The 20,680-nt window shown below is 60.3% G+C and carries 13 protein-coding genes, 1 rRNA gene and 1 pseudogene; 10 read left to right on the top strand and 5 right to left on the bottom strand.

What is annotated here, in order from left to right; translation table 11 throughout:
• The 5 genes from rrf to dsdC all read left to right on the top strand — a co-directional run.
• Window positions 1-102 (top strand): 5S ribosomal RNA (gene rrf / locus CGA21_RS16835); the annotation flags it as partial.
• Window positions 103-404: 302 nt separating this feature from the next.
• Complete coding sequence (gene mrdA, locus CGA21_RS16830) at window positions 405-2,297, top strand: penicillin-binding protein 2 (RefSeq protein ID WP_110755331.1); 1,893 nt, start codon at window positions 405-407, stop codon at window positions 2,295-2,297.
• A 205-nt stretch (window positions 2,298-2,502) separates the two neighbouring features.
• Window positions 2,503-3,843, top strand: coding sequence for a gluconate:H+ symporter (locus CGA21_RS16825; protein WP_188264653.1), 1,341 nt, complete (start codon window positions 2,503-2,505; stop codon window positions 3,841-3,843).
• Window positions 3,844-3,885: 42 nt separating this feature from the next.
• Entirely contained in the window at window positions 3,886-5,238 is a 1,353-nt protein-coding gene (gene dsdA / locus CGA21_RS16820) for a D-serine ammonia-lyase (RefSeq protein ID WP_188264652.1), read from the top strand.
• A 107-nt stretch (window positions 5,239-5,345) separates the two neighbouring features.
• Window positions 5,346-6,314, top strand: a complete 969-nt coding sequence (gene dsdC / locus CGA21_RS16815) for a DNA-binding transcriptional regulator DsdC (RefSeq protein WP_188264651.1) — start codon at window positions 5,346-5,348, stop codon at window positions 6,312-6,314.
• 157 nt (window positions 6,315-6,471) lie between these two features.
• Here the strand turns inward: dsdC and CGA21_RS16810 are convergent, their stop codons facing one another.
• The 4 genes from CGA21_RS16810 to CGA21_RS16795 all read right to left on the bottom strand — a co-directional run bounded on the left by CGA21_RS16810 (window position 6,472) and on the right by CGA21_RS16795 (window position 11,742).
• A complete protein-coding gene (locus tag CGA21_RS16810; protein WP_188264650.1) occupies window positions 6,472-7,119 on the bottom strand; it encodes a c-type cytochrome in 648 nt (215 codons plus the stop codon).
• 10 nt (window positions 7,120-7,129) lie between these two features.
• Window positions 7,130-8,371: a molybdopterin-dependent oxidoreductase gene (locus CGA21_RS16805; RefSeq protein WP_188264649.1), complete on the bottom strand. Its 1,242-nt coding sequence runs from the start codon at window positions 8,369-8,371 to the stop codon at window positions 7,130-7,132.
• Between the two features lie 271 nt (window positions 8,372-8,642).
• Entirely contained in the window at window positions 8,643-9,677 is a 1,035-nt protein-coding gene (locus CGA21_RS16800; RefSeq protein WP_188264648.1) for a hypothetical protein, read from the bottom strand.
• Window positions 9,678-9,705: 28 nt separating this feature from the next.
• Window positions 9,706-11,742 (bottom strand): lipase family protein, encoded by a 2,037-nt coding sequence (locus CGA21_RS16795; protein WP_188264647.1) that lies wholly within the window; start codon window positions 11,740-11,742, stop codon window positions 9,706-9,708.
• A gap of 610 nt (window positions 11,743-12,352) precedes the next feature.
• On the opposite strand from CGA21_RS16795, the pseudogene CGA21_RS16790 reads away from it, so the two are divergent.
• Window positions 12,353-12,688 (top strand): annotated as a pseudogene (locus CGA21_RS16790) (DUF6124 family protein); the annotation flags it as partial.
• 100 nt (window positions 12,689-12,788) lie between these two features.
• Here CGA21_RS16790 and CGA21_RS16785 read toward each other — a convergent pair.
• Window positions 12,789-13,826 (bottom strand): LacI family DNA-binding transcriptional regulator, encoded by a 1,038-nt coding sequence (locus CGA21_RS16785; RefSeq protein ID WP_179055894.1) that lies wholly within the window; start codon window positions 13,824-13,826, stop codon window positions 12,789-12,791.
• A gap of 213 nt (window positions 13,827-14,039) precedes the next feature.
• Here CGA21_RS16785 and CGA21_RS16780 point away from each other — a divergent pair, with 213 nt between their 5' ends.
• The 4 genes from CGA21_RS16780 to CGA21_RS16765 all read left to right on the top strand — a co-directional run bounded on the left by CGA21_RS16780 (window position 14,040) and on the right by CGA21_RS16765 (window position 20,672).
• Complete coding sequence (locus CGA21_RS16780) at window positions 14,040-15,371, top strand: MFS transporter (RefSeq protein WP_110749391.1); 1,332 nt, start codon at window positions 14,040-14,042, stop codon at window positions 15,369-15,371.
• A gap of 13 nt (window positions 15,372-15,384) precedes the next feature.
• Window positions 15,385-16,743: an amidase gene (locus CGA21_RS16775; protein ID WP_188264646.1), complete on the top strand. Its 1,359-nt coding sequence runs from the start codon at window positions 15,385-15,387 to the stop codon at window positions 16,741-16,743.
• Window positions 16,744-17,049: 306 nt separating this feature from the next.
• A complete protein-coding gene (locus CGA21_RS16770; protein WP_188264645.1) occupies window positions 17,050-18,954 on the top strand; it encodes a sigma-54-dependent Fis family transcriptional regulator in 1,905 nt (634 codons plus the stop codon).
• A complete protein-coding gene (locus CGA21_RS16765; protein WP_188264644.1) occupies window positions 18,954-20,672 on the top strand; it encodes an ABC transporter ATP-binding protein in 1,719 nt (572 codons plus the stop codon). The genes CGA21_RS16770 and CGA21_RS16765 overlap by 1 nt, the downstream gene beginning before the upstream one ends.
• Window positions 20,673-20,680: the final 8 nt, after the last annotated feature.

Below are 20,680 nucleotides of genomic sequence, written 5' to 3'. Positions count from 1 at the left end.
AGCGTTGGAACCACCTGATCCCATCCCGAACTCAGAAGTGAAACGATGCATCGCCGATGGTAGTGTGGGGTTTCCCCATGTGAGAGTAGGTCATCGTCAAGATTAAATTCCAAAACCCCTATCTGCGCATGCAGGTAGGGGTTTTGTCTTTGTGGCCATCGATAACCCTCTTGTAGGAGCGAGCATGCTCGCGAAGAACCGGAGAGCGCCACGGAATATCAGGCCCCAGCCTTATCGTTAACGCCCACCGTCGAAACGCCGCCCGGAGCATGCTCGCGCCTACACAACTTAAAGAAAATGACACGAAAGTGATCACTCCGTTTTGGTATGGTGCAGCTCGTTTTTTTAGCGGCCCGTTTTCAAACCCAGGGATCGGTGTTTCTTTCCAAAGAGTTGCCACAGAAATGCCTCAGCCGATTCCGATCAAAGACCATGAAAAAGAGACGCGACTGGTCAACAAGCGACTGATGGCCTGCGCCTTGTTCGTCGGCGCCATTACCTGTGCTCTGGTGGTGCGCCTGTACGTCCTGCAGGTGGTGGAATTCGAGTATCACTCCACGATTTCCGAAAACAACCGTGTGCATGTGCTGCCGATCACGCCTACCCGTGGCTTGATCTATGACCGCAATGGCGTGGTCCTGGCGGACAACCGACCCAGCTACAACCTGACCATCACTCGCGAACGTGCGTCCGATGTCAACCAAGAGCTGGACGAAGTCGTCAACCTGCTGCACCTGCCGGCTGAAGACCGCACGCTGTTCGACAAGGCGATGAAACAGGCGCGGCACCCGTTCGTGCCGGTGACCTTGTTCTATGAGCTGAGCGAGGAGCAGATCGCGGTGCTGGCGGTCAACGAGTTCCGCTTGCCGGGCATCGATGTCGAGCCGCAGTTCGTGCGCCATTACCCGTTGGGCGAACACTTCGCGCATTCGGTCGGCTATGTCGGACGGATCAACGAGAAAGAGTCCAAGGTTCTGGATACGGTCGAGTATCGAGGCACCCAATCCATCGGAAAGACCGGGATCGAAAAATTCTACGAGTCGCAACTGCACGGTCATGTCGGTTACGAGGAAGTCGAAACCAATGCCCAGGGCCGCGTGTTGCGCGTACTCAAGCACACGGATCCGGTGCCCGGTGAAAACATCGTCCTGAGCCTGGACGTCAAGCTGCAGGAGGCCGCCGAGCACGCCTTGGGCGATCGTCGTGGCTCGGTGGTCGCGCTTGATCCGTCGACCGGTGAAGTGCTGGCCATGGTCAGCAACCCAAGCTTCGATCCGAACCTGTTCGTCACCGGTATCAGCTCCAGGGAATATTCGACGCTACGCGATTCCATTGACCGACCGCTGTTCAACCGCGTGCTGCGCGGGCTCTACGCGCCGGGCTCGACCATCAAGCCGGAAGTCGCGATTGCCGGGCTCGATGCCGGCATCGTCACGCCGCAGACCCGGGTCTTCGATCCGGGGTATTACCAACTCCCGGACTTCGATCACAAGTACCGCAACTGGAACCACAGCGGCGACGGTTGGGTGGACATGGATGCGGCGATCATGCGTTCCAACGACACCTACTTCTACGACCTCGCGCACAAGCTGGGCATCGATCGGCTGCATGACTACATGGCCATGTTCGGCCTCGGGGAAAAGGTCTCGCTGGACATGTTCGAAGAGTCTCCCGGCTTGATGCCGTCCCAGGCCTGGAAGCGCGCCACGCGTCGTCAGCCATGGTTCCCCGGTGAAACCGTGATCCTTGGCATCGGCCAGGGCTACATGCAGGTCACGCCGCTGCAACTGGCCCAGGCCACGGCGCTGATCGCCAACAAAGGCGTGTGGAACCGTCCGCACCTGGCCAGGACCGTGGACGGTGTCGCGCCCGTAGACGAGCATCCGATGCCGAACATCCTGCTCAAGGACCCACGCGACTGGGAGCAGGTCAACCACGGCATGCAGATGGTCATGCACGATGCCCGCGGGATCGCCCGCGCGGCGGCAGCGGGGGCGCAATACCGTATTGCCGGCAAGAGCGGTACCGCGCAAGTGGTGGCGATCAAGCAGGGCGAGCGTTATAACCGCGAGAAAACCCGCGAGCGCAACCGTGACAATGCCTTGTTCGTCGGTTTCGCCCCGGCCGAACATCCGCAAATCGTGATTTCGGTGATGATCGAAAACGGCGAGGCCGGTGGTCGTGTCGCCGGCCCTGTTGTGCGGCAGATCATGGACGCCTGGCTACTTGATCAGGACGGTCATCTCAAGCCGCAATACGCAGTGCCGAGCAAGGCACCAGGCGATCCTCACGTCTGAACCCGCGTGGCTCAACTTTTACTCTCTCGATTGCTCAATAGCCGGATGTAATCCGGCGTCTTGCGTTCGCTATAGATGATCCCATGTCATCCATCCCCTGAAGAACCATCCTTTGTCAGGCCCCTGTGTTGCGCTCTTTAATGCCCGGAAAGCTGAGTGATCACGATCACTGATTTCAACAATAAAAGCGCTTTCTGGAGTTTGTATGCACAGTGGTCCCACGCTATTGCTGGTGTTGTTTTGCGCCATCATTCTGATCGTTTTTCTGATCGTCAAAGTGCGTGTCCACGCATTCCTGGCCCTGACCGCCGCGAGCTTCGTGGTGGGCATCGGTTCTGGCATGCCGTTGGCACAAATGGCCGCGGCCTATGAAAAAGGTGTCGGTGGAACACTCGGGTTCCTGGCAACCATCATTGGCCTGGGCGGCATACTCGGCAAAATGCTGGAAGAGTCCGGTGGCGCGGAACGCATCGCCCAGACCCTATTGAGCGCCCTGGGTAAGGAGCGCGCGTCATGGGCGATGATGCTCGTAGGGTTTATCGCGGGCATACCGGTGTTTTTCGAGGTGGGCTTCGTCCTGCTGATTCCACTGATCTATGTGGTGGCCAAAGAGACCCGGATCAATCTCCTGTACCTGGGCGTGCCCTTGGCGGTGTCGCTGATGGCCGTGCATTGCATGTTGCCGCCGCACCCTGCCGCCATGGCGATCACTGGAATGCTCGGTGCCGATGTCGGCAAGGTAATCATGTATGGCCTGATTGTCGCGCTGCCGACGGCGATCATTGCCGGGCCGCTGTGGATCAAGCTGGTCTGCAAGAGTGAAGCGGCTGACACTCAACAAGCGTTTTTGGAAGAACACTGCGTCGACAGCGCGACCCGTGACCTGCCGGGCCTTGGCGTGACACTGCTGACCATCCTGTTGCCTCTGGTGTTGATGGTCGGGAAAAGTCTTGCCACCGGACTGCCCCAAGACTCCGGGCTCGCGAGCATCGTTGCGTTCCTGGGCACGCCGCTGATAGCACTGTCCATTGCCGTGCTGTTCGCTTACTGGGCGCTGGGTTTGCGCCGCGGCCTAAGCATGCCGGAGCTGCTCGTGCACACTCAGAAGAGCTTTCCGCCACTGGCCGGCATTCTGCTGATTATTGGTGCCGGTGGGGCCTTCAACGGCATCCTGGTCGACAGCGGCGTCGGTAACGCACTGTCCGCTTCCTTGACGCAGTTGAACATGAACCCCATCGTCCTGGCGTGGTTGGTGGCGGGCCTGATGCACTTCGCCGTGGGTTCGGCAACGGTAGCCATGATCAGTGCTGCGGGCATGGTGATGCCGATGCTGGGTGCTCATCCAACGGTCAGCAAGGAAATCATCTGCATTGCCATCGGTGCTGGCGCCATTGGCTGGACCCATGTCACGGACTCCGCCTTCTGGGTCGTCAAGGAGTACCTGGGTGTCTCGCTCGCCGAAGCCTTGAAGAAGTTTACCTCGGCTACGGTACTGGCTTCTTTGGTCGCGCTGGGGCTGACCCTGCTGCTGGCGCAGTTTGTTTGATCCAACCCGTATTTTCCGCCTGATTGTTTAAAGGAACTCGCCATGATTTTGGGCAAGACACTTGAGAACTGGTATGCCAGTCATCCTTTGATTCGCGATCTGGTCGCGCTGCAACAAACCACCTGGTTCAACCCTGGCGTGGCGCCGGTTGCGCAAGCGCTTGGCGATGTGGGATTGACGGCTGCCGATGTAGCCGATGCCAGCGCGCGACTGACGCGCTTCGCTTCTTATCTGCGGCGTGCGTTTCCAGAAACGCAATGCAGTGGCGGCATTATCGAGTCGGACATTTTGCCCATGCCGAACCTGCAGCAATTGCTCGGTGAGCGCTACGGCCAGGCGTTGCCGGGGGAGCTGTGGCTCAAGCGCGATAGCCATCTGCCGATTTCCGGCTCCATCAAGGCCCGCGGCGGTATCTATGAAGTGCTCAAGCACGCCGAAGACCTGGCCTTGGCTGCAAATCTGCTGACGCTTGATGACGACTACGCGGTGCTCGACAGCGATAAGGCGCGGGCCTTTTTTGGCCAGTATAAAATCGCCGTTGGCTCGACCGGCAACCTGGGCATGTCCATCGGCATCATGGGCGCTGCGCTGGGCTTCCAGGTGACCGTGCATATGTCGGCGGATGCGCGGCAATGGAAGAAAGACAAGTTGCGCTCACACGGCGTGACCGTGATCGAGTACGCCTCCGACTACAGCGTGGCCGTTGCCCAAGGGCGCCAACAAGCGGAGTCCGATCCGGCCTGTCATTTTGTCGACGATGAAAACTCGGTCAACCTGTTCCTCGGTTACTCGGTAGCCGCCGAGCGGCTTAAAGCGCAATTGGCCGCAGCCAACATCAGCGTGGATGCGCAGCACCCTTTGTTTGTTTATCTGCCCTGTGGCGTGGGTGGCGCGCCTGGCGGCGTGGCGTTCGGCTTGAAGCTGGCTTTCGGTGATGCGGTGCACTGCATCTTCGCCGAGCCCACTCACTCGCCCTGCATGATGCTGGGGGTTTATACCGGGCTCCACGACGCAGTGAGCGTGCAAGACTTCGGCATCGATAACGTGACGGCTGCGGACGGCCTGGCGGTCGGTCGCGCTTCCGGTTTTGTCGGCAAGGCCATGCAGCGCTTGCTCGATGGTTTCTATACCGTCAGCGACGAGGAAATGTACAGCTTGCTGGCCCTGATGGAACGCAGCGAAGGCGTGCGCCTGGAGCCCTCCGCGCTCGCCGGTGTGCCCGGCATTGCCCGAGTCCTTGCCGATCAACAAGGCTATCTGGTCCGTGCAGGCCTGGACGGTCAGGCCATGGCGCAAGCGACCCATCTGGTCTGGGCGACAGGCGGCAACATGGTGCCTGGTGACGAGATGGACGCTTACCTGGCCAAGGGGCGTCAATTGCTGGCCAAGGGTTGATATCGCCCGGGGCTTGAGCGCGGCAGGTTGTCGCCGATTCAAGCGCAAAACCGGATGTGGCAAGATAACCGTCCTGCTACACCCTGGACGCCTGAAGGAAAACCGTCGTGCTCAATCTTCCTCCGCGTATCAGTTCCAGGCTCAACAGCAGCCAGTTCGCGAACCTTCACACCTTTCTGGTGGCCGCCCGGCACCTGAGCTTCGCCCGTGCGGCGCATGAATTGTGCCTGACCGCCAGCGCCGTGAGCCACCGCATTAGTCGTCTGGAAACGGCGTTGGACATGAAGCTGTTCCAGCGCTTGACCCGGCAGGTCACCCTCACCGATGAAGGCGAGCGGATCTTCGAGATCCTTCAGAATGCGATGGGCGAGTTGTCCGAAGCACTCGAGCAATCGTCGCAAGCTGAAGTGGCCGGTTCCCTCGCGGTCTATGTGAGGCCCTCCATCGCCCAATGCTGGCTGGTTCCCCGGTTGGCGGACTTTGTCGAACGATACCCCTTGGTGGCGTTGGACCTGCGCGTCGGCAATGACAATGTCGACTTTCGCACCCGCAAGATCGACCTGGCCCTGTACTACGCCAATGGCGAATTTCCCGGGCTGGTGAGCCAGCGCCTGATGCGCGAACGGATGGCGCCAGTGTGCAGTCCTGACTATGCCCGGCGTCATCGACTGGATGAGAACCCGCAAAACTTGAAGCATTGCACGATCCTGCATGACTCCCTGGCCTGGGATCACGCAGCCTACGATGCAGAGTGGACGCTCTGGGCAGAGCAACACAACATGCTCGCGGCACTTCCCGAGCGAAGCCTGACGTTCGATCGTTCTGATTTGAGCGTGACGGCCGCCATGAACCACGTCGGCATTGCGATTGGCCGTCAGCAGCTGGTGCAAAAGCGCGTGGACAGCGCAGAGCTGGTGCTGCCATTCGCCGGATTCAGCCGTTCAGGCCACTACGATTATTACCTTGTCCACCCGCCGCTGGGGACGGTGCCCAAGCGCCTGCAGGTGTTCATGAACTGGCTTCGGGAATGCGCGCGTCAGTCATCGCCTCTGGATGAGAGCGACGATACGTTCTGATGGGAGGCGACCTGACTTTTGCAGATATCCCCCAATTCCTTGTAGGAGCGAGCATGCTCGCGAAAAACGTATGGACAACACGGGCTGCCTGATGCCACGCATTATCGTTGAAGTCCTTCGCGAGCAGGCTCGCTCCCACAATGGGATCGAGGCCGACTCACTGTTGCAGGATGAACGTCGCCAGGCTGTGCAGATCCTTCGGGCTTAACTGCGCGAAAGGCGGCATCGGGATATCCCCCCATTTGCCGCTACCGCCGTGTGCAATGCTGGACGTAACCTTGGCCAGTGCCTGCGGGTCGTTGGCGTATTTGGCAGCCACCTCTTTATAAGCCGGGCCGACGACCTTGTGATCGATCGCATGGCAGGACAGGCACGCGTTGTTCTGCAGCAAGGTCGTGGCGTCGACTTTTGCCACAGGGGCTGGCGTGGGTTGGCCCGCCGACGGATTCGAGGCGGCTTGCACATCGGCATCGCTCGCCTTTGCACTGCCGTACGTGGCCGCCAGGTAGGCGCCAATAATGGTCACGTCCTGATCGCTGATCGGCGCACCGTACACGTGCTGCATCTTGCCCGCTTCTGCCGTCCACTGCGCCAGGCTCATGCCCGGAGGCTGGAAGCTGATGTAGTCGGCTGAATGGCAGATGGAACATTTCTGCTGGGCCAATGGATAGCCAGGCAGCGCACTGGGTTTGAACGCAGCAGTTTCGGGCGGCAAGGTGATCGACAGTGGTGCTGCGCTGGTCATGCCAGCCAGGCAAATTTGCGCCGCGCACAGCCAGCGGGTCATGAATTTCATGGATTTCATGCAGCTCTCCTCAGGCGACGGTCACGTGGCTGGTTTCGATGACGTGGCGGCGGTAACCGGCAGGGTTCCAGTCGGCTTGCAGCGGTTGCGTCTCGCCCGCGCTGTTGCTGGCGCGCACCATCAACTGCGTGGCGCCCTTGCTGGTGAAGGTGATTGCCAGGGTCCACTCGCGGAAAGAAAAACGGCCAAGGTCCTGCCCGAGGGTGGCTTCACGCCAGACATTTCCGCCGTCGATGGATATTTCCACCTTGTTGACCCCGGCACCGTCATCGAACGCAATGCCCTTGAGCACCACGCTTTTATTCAACGGCAACACATCGCCCTGCTTAACGCTGGTGATGAAGCTGCGTACCGGTAGCTTGGAGATCGGCCGGGTTTGCGCCGGCGTGGTGCCGGGGGCGATGCAGAAACAATCGTTGTCCGGGACTCGATAACCTTTAGCCATGAAGAAGCCGTCGTATACATGGTCGAGCACTTCGATCTCGCTCAGGTGCTTGACCCAGTACGTGCCGAAATAGCCGGGTACTACCAGGCGTATCGGGTAACCGTTGAGGAAGGGCAGGTCGGTGCCGTTCATCGACCAGGCGATCATGGGTTCACCGTCCATGGCATGGCTGAAGTCCAGTGCCTTGATGAACTCCGGGGTACTTGGCAGCACGGGCTTGTCGAGGCCGCGGAACGTCACTTGCCTGGCGTCGGCTTTCACCCCGGCCTTTTCCAATACGGCCTTGAGCGGCACCCCTATCCAGCGTGCATTGCCCATCGAACCATTGCCCAACTGAGCACCAAAGACGCGCGGCATCGAGAAACCTCTGCTGTTCCCCGAGCACTGATTGACGGCCACCACTTCTACCGGCTGCGCCAGCGTCTTGAGTTCTGCAAGGGACAGTAACAGCGGAGTGTCGACCGCACCCTTGACCGTCAGACGGTACGTATCCGGATCGATGCTGGTGGGGAAATTGGCCATGTGATAACGCACGAAAAACGCGTCATTGGGCGTGATCGGCCCTTCGTTGAAGACTGCGAAAGGCGTCTCCAGGTGCGGTGGGCGAGTGGTCACCAAGGTCAACGGCCGTTTTTGCGGGTATTGCACCAGCGGCCGTGGACCCGCCGCGAAAGTCACTTCTTCGGCGGTTTCGTCGGTTGTCCTGGCGAAGCTGGCCAAGGGCGAGGCGGCCAAAGCCAGGGTGACAGCATCGCGTAGAACGCGTCGGCGGGTGAGCTTGCTGTTATCGAGAAAACTGAATTTCATTCTGCGCTCTCTTTGATTGTTTTTCTGAGATGCAACCGACAACCCCCGTCAGGATGGATAAGTATGGGTTAGACGTGTCGCGTCATGGTTCGATGGGCAAACCAGTATCGCCACACGCAACTTGTTTGCTTCTCATTGAGCGTCAGTGATTTAGCAATCGATGACAGGGTCCATCCATGCAAGAACGACGGCGTGCTTTACGCATGGCCCCCAAGGCCTGATGGACTGGTGTTGCTCGCCGCTCATGACGAACGGTTTACCGCGCAAGACATCACCATGCCCGCTCCGGAAAATCGGCTTTGCGCAGCGGATGCGCGCTATTCGGCAATGGTTCGGTACGCCCATTGAGTTCGGTCAAACCCTGGAATACCTGACCGTTCTCGCCGATCAGTCGATAGAAGTACGACGGCAGTGTATTGCCCCATTCGTCCATAACGACGTAGCGTCCATAACCAGGTTCGCCAGGCTCGGGCAGCCAATCGGGCAGTAACTGTGGGCGGCGGTCTGGGCAGTTGGCGTAACGTCCGACGGTGAAACAATCGGCGGCGCGTCCGGTGCGGATGGTTTGTAGTTTCAAAAAGTTCGGTTTCGACCTTCCATCGGCTATGACGCTACCGTCGGGATAGATGAATTTAATAAAGCTGCCTTTTTTTTGTACCTTCGTGCCCTCTGAATAAATCACGTAATCGGAATGCAGGACAGGTTCGAAATACACTTGCCGTGCCTCTAATGCCTGATACTTGAGATAAATACCGCCCTCACCAGCCAGGCTGATGTGTTTTCTATAACCTCCAAGAAAAGCCTCACTTACCCAAGGGTAATAGTCCTTCTTGATCGTCAAGTCTCCATCGACCTTGATGTCCGCTCCGCCTCGTGGTGAGTTGTTATGGTCGAATATCACAACCACACCGCCTCCCCCTCCTGCGATTACGTTCTCGCCAAAGCGAGCCGGATCGGCATAGACAACGCCAAAGGTCACATTGGCCAGATGCCATTTGCACGCGCCACCGCCGTCTTTGGGTAGTTCGACTTGATAGAGATCGCTCTGCCCCTGACGTTGAAATTCCTTGTAAACCGAATGATGACCGTCCTGCTCAAGGCGCTGGCCGCTGGCCCCATGACTGATACTTTTGCAAGTGGCGGAGCGATACATCATCCACATGGTTTCGGTTTTCAGTTCCTTTGGCAGTTTCACGGTCACGGTTATTTTTTCGCTGTCCGCGGGCGGCGCCAGGCTGTAATCCTGACTGCAACCACTGAGGCTGAAAAACAGGGCGAATAAAACGACGGGCAGCCTGTGGCGCATGGGTTTGTCCTTTGTCGCGGTCATCGGCTTAACCGAAGGTTTTCTCGTAATAGGCGCGCGGGTCAGCGATGGCATTGAAACGCTGTAGCGCTTCTGTACCGCCCTCGGCCTGTTGCGTTACCCCCAGCGCTTGGTCAACCAGCTTCTGTAATTCCAGGAATACGCTGTTGCGCTCGTACTCATCCGCAGGAATGGTGGCGTAGTTGTCCTTCATCTGCCGTTTGAACTTGTTCCGCTGGACCTGGCGCTCCAGTAACGGACTGCGCTCCGGGTCGAGCGATTCCATCAACTGATTGTGGATATAGGGTTGGTACTGCGACATGAAGTGATCGCCAATACTCAGCATGCGGCCTATATCCGGGTGACTGTGGCGCGGAAAGAATCGGGCACGGCTCTCGGCGCTCAGGGACGTGATCAGACGTTCCTGGGCCTGCTCGGCCTGTTTGTCTTCGGCCTCGCTCAGGCTGGGAACCAGATACAACTTGGCCATTTCCTGCAACTTCACCGTGATGTTGCTGCGATAGGGTGCGCCGTCCGGTTTGCGGTAAGCGGGGTATGGGGTGATTGCCTGTTCCCGGTGCTGCTCGGCTCTAAGAAACATGGCGAGTTCGCCGTGATGGCTGAACGGATCGCCGTGTTTGAACAACGTAGTGGCCAGTGCCCGGCCTGAAGACCAGCTGAAACCCATGACTGTCCCCATTGAGCCGTAGACGTCGTAAAAATGATTGTCCAGGGCCGCTTCGGGTGGCACACGGGGGACGAGGTCGGTGTCGTTGACATGGCGGAAATGCCATAGCTCGCTCAAGGACTGAATGGCCTTGAGGGTAAAGGTGCGTGGCATGCCGTAGGTGTACAGCAGCGGATTGCGGTCTTTCAGTGAGGCCGCATGAACTAGACCGAGGGCACCTCCCAGACTGTGGCCGCAAATGAAAAGCTCCTTACCATCAATTGCCTCAGGAATCGTTTTACCCAGATCCGTGGCATAACTCCTCCTGGCTATTTCGAATGCATCGCGAAACCCCAAATGCACGCTGCCCTCCGGAACCAGATCAGCACAGGGCACCTTCGGCTCGCAATTGGCCGCGACCTCCGGTTTCACCGGGCGAAAAGTCAAATCGGTGCTCAAGTCGGCCAGACCATTCATCTCGGTGCCGCGCCAAGCCACCAACACCTGGGAAGCACTGATGGCATAAATCAGCTGGGTATGGCCTTCCGGTGGCTTTGCCTTGGCAGTGTCCAAGGACTCGACCGTTATGTAGCGCTCGCGAAAGGGAACGTCGGTCACCAGACAAGGCCACGCCTGGCCGTTGTCCCAAACCCGAGGTGTGCGCGACAAATCCAGGCATTGCTGCTCGAACAACTCCTTGACCGAACCCCGTTCGTTTTCTGGCCGATTGCTGTAAGCCAGAATGCTCATCAGCCCCAGGTTGTAAGCATTGGCCAGGCTGTAGTCAGCCTGGTGGTGCAACGTCAGCGACCAGGCGCGAAATGGGCAGACCTCCAAGATATGACGACGATCCAGTTGATCATCACCCAAGGTAAAGCCGCCGAATGACCGGTCCGGAAAATGGAAAGCCGGAAGCAGCTTCGCATCAGCCAAGGGCGGGTCGAAAGTAGGTTCTTCATCGCACAATTGGCCGATGCGCAGGTAGTGGTAACCATGACCGGCCGCAGTCGCCTGTTCCTCGACCGGCGAAAAGCCCGAACGCTGTGGCCCATATAGCGGAGTGTGGTCACCCGGGCCAGGACGAGGTGGCTCGGGCCGTACGGCACGCAGGCGGCGACTCTGCATCTGCTCGAGCAGAGGCGCGGCCTCGATCTTGAGCGTGATGGCCAGCGGGTGCAGGCCGTCAAGGCGGATCACGCCTTGAGCATCGCTTTGACCAGCGTATTCAGAAACATAACCGGTACGGGTGGCCTCATTAATCGCCCGATAGGGCATGTTCGCAACGGGCTCACCCAGTTCGTCCAGTAATTGGAATTCCACCCAGTAATCTTTTTGCTTGCCGCAAGTAACATTCTTGAAAGGGTTGAGTGTGTCCGTACGGTGCAGGGTGTCGTTCATATCAGTCCTTGAGTAGTTGATTTATTGAAATAGAAGAAACCACAACTGAACCAGGCCCTCGTTCAAGTTGCCCAACAGCTTTCAAGAATCTGACAAAGGTTGAGATAGGACGCTTCCGATTCATGCGTAGGATGCGTCCGAGATGGCGGTGCGGCAGATCTGTAGGAATGTTTGCGGGTATGACTAAGGGGAGGGCGGGGCAACATCCAGGGTTTGGAGCGAGGGTTGTTCCGCCTCTATTGGCAGCGTTTTCGTGGGCAATTTGCAGCGTGTTTAAACGCCAGCCAGGTTACTTCCCGAAAGCCACAATTTCTTGCGCCGTTGCCTACGGTTACTCCAGAATCCGCCGGCTTGTGCGCCTCGGAGCCCATCGGTAACTTGATTTGCGTCACTGCCCATCAGTGATCGGGTTTAGTCGCCCGTGTTAACTCAGTTGTGCGTGCATCTGTCATGCAGGTCTTTCATTGCCTGTATTTGATGGTAGCTGTACGCAGGGCGCTCTCGGGCGCGCCGGTTTTCTGAGTTTGCCGGTCGACTAACCTGCGTGCAGTTGCCTCCCCTTTCGTTTAGTCGCAAGAGGAGTTGGCACATCATCAGGAAAACTCAGCGGATGAAGAAGCCTTCACCCAATCCGCCAGACACCGATCCGGCATCCCCGTACGAATCCGACTCAAACAAACTCAACGAAGCCGCTGAACGCGCCCTCGATTTCCACTGCCCCTCGACGGCCGATATCAAGGCTACGCCACGCAAACTCTGCAGCATGTTCATCGTCAACCCGGAACTCGATGTTGAAACCCTGCTGGCCCACGCCTGTGAGTCGCTGGCTTCGGCCAATGTCATGACCCTGGATCTGGCGGATCGTACGGAGGGGACGAGTCGGAATAGCTTGCTGGGGATTGCGCAAGTCATCATGCTGGGGGAGCTGGCGGTGAATCGGGCGCTAGTCGGATTGAATAGAAGATCAAAAGATCGCAGCCTGCGGCAGCTCCTACAGGGGGATTGCGTATTTCCTGTGAGCTGCCGCAGGCTGCGATCTTTTGCGGTTAGTTACCGCTTCGCATTAAGGATGAACTCGCCCGCACCTGCAACTGCGGCGTCAGAATGATCGACTCGGCGCTCTCGCCGTTGATGCGCTTGAGCAGCAACTCCACCGCATGGCGGCCCATCTGTGCCAGCGGCAGGCGCACGCTGGTCAGCGGTACGATCAGTTCGTTGGACAGCGGGATGTCGTTGTAGCCGACCACGGCAATATCCTTGCCCACCTGCAGCCCCTTGTCGCGCGCGGCGCCCATCAGGCCGATGGCGAGGAAGTCGTTGACCGCAAAAAACGCCTGCGGACGGGGAGTGAGCCCCAACAGATATTCGCCCTGTTGGTGTCCGGTATGGCTGTCAAAAGGACCATTTAAGATCCACTCGGGGCGCAGGGTCAGGCCTTGCTCGCGGTAGTAGCGGATGAACCCGCGGGTACGGTCAGCGCCGGTGGACGCATGCCGTTCGCCCGCCAGGATCGCCACGTCGCGACAACCTAGCCGATACAAGTGTTCGGCCGCCAGCCAGCCACCCAGTTCATCATCACTGGCAGACGACAGGTGCCCGGCAATCTGCCGGCTGACCAGCACGTAGGGGATCTGCTTGCGCGAAAGCAGGTCGAGCAGCGGCTGGGTTTCACCCACGTGCGAATCACCCACGATCAGCCCGGCCACCGAGCGGCGCAAGGCGTGCTCGGCGCGGGCCATCTGGCGCGGCTGCTGGTCGTCGGTATTGGAGACGAAGGTGAGGTAGCCGGCCTGTTCGGCGGCGCTGTCGATGCTGTCGTAAATGGTCGCCATTACCAGGTCGGTGAGGCGTGGCATGAGCACGCAGATCTCCTGGCTTTTACGCAACTTCAGGTTGGATGCCTGCGTGTTCGGCCGATAATCCAGCTCTTTGGCCAACGCGCGGATGCGCTCAATGACCTCGGCAGACGCCGCTCGCTCAACCCCGGTCGGGTCGCCATTGAGCACCCGTGACACCGTGGAAACGTGCAACCCGAGTGCAGTCGCCATGGACTTCAGGGTGGCGGGGCGAGATTGATTCGGCATGTCTGTGAGGCTTCCAACCATTCATTATTCAGGCGCGCGATTCTACCTCAATCGTTGCGTCACCCCGGGAAAAAAAGCTTGACCCAAACGATTGACTAAAACTTTCCCCCTGACTACATTTCGTCAACCCAAACGTTTGGGTAACACAATAAAAATACGCCGGACGCGGCCGACTTTTTGACTTCTGCCATCATTTTGACGAGTCAGATCCCTATGAACAGCGCAGCTATTCCGTCTTTTCGCTACCAGATTTTCTTTTTGATCATGCTGATGGCACTGCTCAATTACATTGACCGCGGCGCGATCGCCTATGCCTCGGCGAGCATTCTTCCCGAGTACGGCTTCGACAAGGCCGACTGGGGCAAGGTCCTGGGTTACTTCGGTTATGGCTACATCCTTGGGGCGTTGGTCGGCGGCATCCTGGCCGACCACTTTGGCGCCAAGCGCATCTGGTTGATTGCCGGAGCCACCTGGTCGATCTTCGAGATTGCCACCGCGTTTGCCGGTGACCTGGGGCTGGCCTTCATGGGAGGTTCGGCCATGGCCGGCTTCGCCACGATCCGCGTGCTGTTCGGCTTTGCCGAAGGCCCGGCCTACTCGGTGATCAACAAGAGCGTGGCGAACTGGGCCACACCCAAGGAGCGCGGCTTCGTGGTCTCGGTGGGCCTGCTCAGCACACCGCTGGGCGCGCTGCTGACCGCCCCGGTGGCGGTGGGCTTGCAAACCCTGACCGGCGACTGGCGCAGCATGTTCGTGGTGCTGGGCGTGGTCAGCCTGGCGCTGCTGATCTTCTTCATGACCCGCTTCACCAACACTCCCGACGAGAACCCGCGGGTGTCCCAGGCCGAGCGCGATTTCCTGCGGCAAGAGCGCGCTGCTGCCGCCAATGCCTCGACGCCCACCACCAGCGTTGCGCCGGTCTGGCATTTCTTCAAGAACAAGGACCTGCTGCTCAACGCGGTCGGTTACTTCTCGTTCGTCTACGTGACGTTCCTGCTGCTGACCTGGACCCCCAAATACCTGCAGGACGAGTTCCACTACAACCTGTCGTCGCTGTGGTACATGGGCATGATTCCATGGACTGGCGCCTGCTTTACCGTGCTGTTGGGCGGCAAGATCTCCGACCTGTTGCTGCGCCGCACCGGCAATCTGAAAGTGGCACGCAGTTGGCTGGCCGCGACCAGCCTGTTGTTGACCACGCTGTGCTTCATTCTGGTATCGCAGGCCCAGACCGTGTGGGGCGTGATTGCCCTGATGACCCTGGCCAACGCCCTCAACGCATTGCCCAACTCGGTCTACTGGGCCGTGGTAATCGACACCGCGCCTTCCAACCGGGTCGGTGCCTACAGCGGCATGACCCATTTCATCGCCAACAGCGCCTCGTTCATCGCGCCAATGCTGACCGGCTACCTGACCTTGCGCTACGGCTACTCGTCAATGTTCGTGGCGGCGGCGGTCGCCACTGCCGTCGGCATGAGCGCGATGCTGATGGTGCGTCCCGGCGGTCGGCAAGTTGCTCCTTCCCCAATACCCGCAGCCGTTTGATGGAGTTGTTCGTATGAGCCTGGCGAAGCCTGATCACGTTGGATATTTTTTTGGTCACTCGGTTATCACGCTGGCTGAAGGTCTGCGCACGGGTAGCTTGACCTGTGTCGAGCTGACCCAAGCGGCCTTGGACAGCATCGAGCGGTTGAACCCGACCCTGAACGCCTTCGTTCAGGTCGATGCACCGGTGGCGCTGGCCCAGGCGCGCATGGCTGACGCGTTGTTCGCACAAGGCGAGGACTTGGGCCCACTGCACGGCATACCGGTGGCGGTCAAAGACAACATCGACACTTTCGACTACGTCACCACCTACGGTTCGGCCCATTTCGCAGGCTTCAAGCCGAGCGTCGACGCACTGTGCGTACAGCGCCTGCGCGAGGCAGGTGCGGTAATTGTCGGCAAGACCCTGACCCACGAGTTCGCCTACGGCCCGACTGGTGATCGCTCGCTGCAGGGCGCGGCACGCAACCCATGGGATGCTCGCTGTATCACGGGTGGCTCCAGCGCCGGCAGCGCTGCGGCAGTGGCCAGCGGCATGGTGCCGCTGGCACTGGGCACCGACACAGGCGGCTCGATCCGTATTCCGGCGGCGTTATGCGGGACGGTCGGTTTCAAGCCATCGTTTGCCAGCGTGCCGCTGCAGGGCGTGTTCCCGCTGGCGTCGAGCCTCGATCATGTGGGCCCGATCGCCAACCACGTCGAGGATGCGCGGCTGCTGTTCGAGGTGGTGGCGGGGCGAGCCTGTGCGCCTGATGCCGACTCTCGACCTTTGCGGGTTGGCTGGATCACCACCGGCAGCTTCGGCCCGGTCGACGCCGAGCTGGATCGACAGGTGTACCAGGCGGCGCAGCAGCTGTTTGGCGAGGCGCTGCAGGAGACGACCGAACTTGCGCCGCTGGCCGCCGCCATGAAAGACACCTTGCTGGTATTGCAACGCGCCGAAGCGTTCGAGGTGCATGCCGAGCGCATGCAGGAAGCGCCGCACACATTCGAGCAGGAGGTGCGCGAGCGCCTCGAGTTGTCGCGTGAAGTCAGGGGCTGGCAATACATCCGTGCGCAGGCTGGCCAGGCACGGTTCAAGGCAGCAATGGCGCGCTTGTTCGAGCGCTACGACTTGCTGGTCTCGCCCAGCGTGCCAATTACCGCGACAGCGGTCGATGCGCGCGAAGTCCGGGTCGGTGAGCAGGACATCGACGTACGCGCCGCGGTGCTTAGCCATACCAGTGCCTGGAACCTCACCGGCTTGCCGGCGATCAGCTTGCCGGTGGGGCAGGTGAGGGGGATGCCGGTGGGGCTGCAGGTGATTGGCGCCGCGGGAGAGGATGATCGTTTGTTGCGGGTGCTGGAGCAGTTGTTCGTGCGGGCCAGTTGAGTTGGCGCAACATAATGCGTGGGCGTTTTTGTCAGTCCTGAGGGTTGGCAGATCTGGGATCTTTGGTGTTTGGTTTATCGCTATCGCGAGCAGGCTCGCTCCCACAGGGGGGGGCGCAGTGGAACACAAATATGGGGGTACCTCGGTCAACTGTGGGAGCGAGCCTGCTCGCGAAGAACGATAACCCGGTCCACCTGCCGGAACACAAGTGCCCTACGGCACTTGCCATCGCCCTTACGTTAACGTAAAGATTGCTCCAGGGCGCCGACGTATGAAGGCGCAAGGGTGGACGACCCGGAGCGCTTGATGACGCTAATAAAAACAAACTCCCCCAAATTGCACCGCGAAGCCCGGCTGGCCCGGGAAAAACTGCATCTGGAAGGCGAAGTCCCGGACGGCGTCCTGCGCGCGGAAATCGATGCTTCCTGGCGGCGCAGCCTCAGCCATGGCGTGCATTACAATGCCAAGCATGAGCTGGCGCTGGAATCGAGTGCCAGCGTCGACGTATTGCTGGCGAGCAATCGCCTGTTGATCGATGCAGCGTTGCCGGCGATCGATTACCTGGCCGAACGCCAAGGCAAGGAGGGGCTGATCATCCTCGCCAACTCCGACGCCACCATCCTTGCCGTCGAAGGTCGCGCCGACCGCCTCAAGGGCAGTGGCCTGCAAGACATCACCCTCGGCGCCTGCTGGAGCGAAGCCGCGCGTGGCACCAACGCCCTGGGCACGGCACTGGTCGAAGCCCGGCCAACCCTGATCGATTGCGGTGAGCATTACCTGGACCGCCTCAGTGACTTTTCCTGCACCTCGGTGCCGATCCATTGCCCCCAAGGCGACATCCTCGGCGTCCTCGACCTGACCCGCGAAGGCCCGCTGGGCCGCGCCCATGACAGCACCGCGCTGCTGGCCATGGCCGTCAGCCAGATCGAGAGCCGTGTCTTCAACGCAAGCTATCCGGACGAAATCGTCCTGGCGTTCCACAGTCGCCGGCAGTACCTCGAGTCGCCATGGCAGGGCCTGCTGGCGGTAAGCCTGGGCGGGAAAATCCTCGCGGTCAGCGCCCAGGCCTGTCAGCTGTTGCATGCCGAACGTTCAGCGCTGGTCGGTCGGCGGTGCGAAGAATTTCTTGGCGTCGATGGCCTGCAATTGCTGGCACGTCTGCACCAGGGCGGCGTCGGCAGCCTGCAGACCGCCAAAGGCGAATACTTCTACAAAACCCTGCGCGCGCCGCAACGTTCGATCAACGTCGGCAGCCCGCCACGCAGCGTCGCAAAAACCGCCAAGGCGCAACCAGACCTGGAGGCCCTGGCCGGCAGCAATGCCCGTTATGCCCGTGCCTTGCGCATGGCCCGACAAGGCCTGGCCAACCAGTTGCCGGTGTTGCTGTTGGGGGAAACCGGCACCGGCAAGGAAGTCATTGCCCGCGCCCTGCACATGGCCGGTAGCCGCTGCGACAAACCCTTCGTCGCGGTCAACTGCGCGGCGATCCCCGAGGGCCTGATCGAGTCGGAACTGTTCGGCTACCGCGAGGGCGCGTTCACCGGATCGCGCCGCGGCGGCATGGTCGGACGCCTGCAACAGGCTCACGGCGGCACCTTGTTTCTCGATGAAATCGGTGACATGCCGCTGGCCTTGCAGGCCCGCCTGCTGCGCGTACTGCAGGACCGCAAGGTCGCGCCACTGGGCGCCGGCGAAGAGCAGGACATCGACGTCGCGCTGATCTGCGCGACCCACCGCGACCTCAAACGCCTGGTGCAGGACAAGCACTTTCGCGAGGACCTGTTCTACCGGGTCAACGGCATCAGCGTGATGCTCCCGGCGCTGCGCGAACGTGAGGATTTCAGTGCGCTGGTCGGCCGACTGCTGGCCAGGCTCGATGCGCCAAACGTAGTCCTGCACGACGACTTGAACCGCTTGCTCGAGGGTTATCACTGGCCGGGCAACATCCGCCAGCTGGAAATGGTCCTGCGTACCGCGCTGGCCATGCGCGAACCCGGGGAGACCGTGCTCAACCTCGATCACTTGCCCGACAGCATGCTCGATGACCTCAATGCCGGCGAACGACCCCAGGCCGGCAGTATCCGGGAAAACCAACTGGAGATGATCCGCCAGTCCCTGGACAGCCACCAGGGCAACGTCTCGGCCGCTGCCGACGCCCTGGGCATCAGCCGCGCGACTTTGTATCGCAAGCTCAAGCAGTTGCGCCCGTGATGCAGCGCCTGATCGTGCGGCTGATCGACAGCCAGAACCCCGAGGCCCTGCAGGCTGCGTTACGCTGGCTATACAGCTTTGTACGCCCGCACCGCCTGGCGATTGCCGGGCTGCTGGGCCTGTCGGTCTGCGCCTCGGCGTTGGTGCTGGTGCAGCCGTGGCTGACCAAGTTGCTGATCGATGACGGCCTGCTGGCGCGCAATTTCCCGATGCTGGTGTTGATCGCCGGGCTGATGATCGTCGCGGGATTGCTGGGCACGGCGTTGTCCGGGATCAATCGTTACCTGCACACGCGCTTGTCCGGGCGCATGCTGTTCGCCCTGCGCGATGACCTGTATCGGCATTTGCAGACCTTGTCACCGAGCTTCTACGGCCAGCGGCGCATCGGTGACCTGATGTCGCGTCTCGATGGCGACGTGGCGGAGATCCAGCGCTTTGCCGTGGATTCATTATTTTCGGCGGTGTCCAGCGTGATCGGCCTGGTGGTGGCCGTGGCCATGCTGCTGACGCTGTCGTGGAAACTGTCGCTGCTGGCGCTGGTGCTGATTCCCCTCGACGTGCTGTGGCTGCGCTGGATGCGGCGCAAGGTCGAGCGCGATGTGCGCCAGTTGCGTGAACGCTCGGCGGACATGTCGTCATTCATGGTCGAGACGCTGCCGGTGATGAAGTTCATCCAGTCTGCCGGCCAGCAACAGCGCGAGGCGCGGCGCCTGGAAACGCTGGGGCAAGGCTATATGAGCCAGTTGCTGCGCCTGCAGGTCACCGAGTTTTTCACCCAGGCCGTGCCGGGCACACTGACTTCGCTGTCCCGGGCTTGTGCGTTCCTGATTGGTGGGTATTGGGTGGTGCAGGGCACTTGGCAATTGGGCGCATTGATCGCGTTTTCCACTTACCTGGGCATGGCCGTCGGGCCGGTGCAGAGTCTGCTGGGGCTTTATGTGGCGATTCAGCGCATGACCGTCAGCCTCGGGCGGGTGATGGAGTTGCGCGGCGAGGAAGCCACCGTACTCACCCCCGAAACACCGAAACCGATGCCGGGTTCTGGCGAGCTGCGCTTCGATGACGTGCACTTCAGTCATCCCGGTCGCCCGACCACCCTGCGTGGCATCGAGGCGCGGATTCCCTACGGTTTGAAAGTCGCCCTGAGCGGCGGCTCCGGGGTCGGCAAATCGACCCTGATCGATCTGCTGCAACGCCACCACGACCCGCAGTCCGGGCGGGTGCTGTTGGGGGACGTGGATGTGCGCGAACTCGACCTGTTCGAGTTGCGCCGGCGCATTGCCGTGGTCAGCCAGGACATCGTGCTGTTTCGCGGCAGCCTGGCCGACAACCTGGCCTACGCCGTGCCCGACGCCAGCCGCGAAGCGATCGCCGACGTCGCGCGGCTGGCGCAACTCGACAGCCTGATTGCGACCTTGCCCGAAGGACTCGACAGTCCGTTGGGGGAGCGCGGCCAGCAGTTGTCCGGTGGGCAGAAACAACGCATTGCCATTGCCCGCGCCCTGTTGCAGGACCCACTGATCCTGGTGCTCGACGAGGCCACTTCGGCGGTGGACGAAGCCACCGAGCGCGAAGTGATCGAAGCCATCGACCGCCTGTTTGCCGGGCGCACGCGCATCCTGATCAGCCATCGTCCCTCGACCCTGGCCGATGCCGATTTGCGCTTTGAATTGCTCGACGGCGTACTGGTGTCGAAAACGCTGTTGCATGAAGCCTGAGCCTTATG

This window comes from Pseudomonas sp. PSB11, from assembly GCF_014596605.1.
In the GTDB taxonomy this organism is placed as follows: domain Bacteria; phylum Pseudomonadota; class Gammaproteobacteria; order Pseudomonadales; family Pseudomonadaceae; genus Aquipseudomonas; species Aquipseudomonas umsongensis.
The sequence above is the reverse complement of the archived record's forward strand: the minus strand, read 5'-3'. Positions and strand labels throughout refer to the sequence as shown.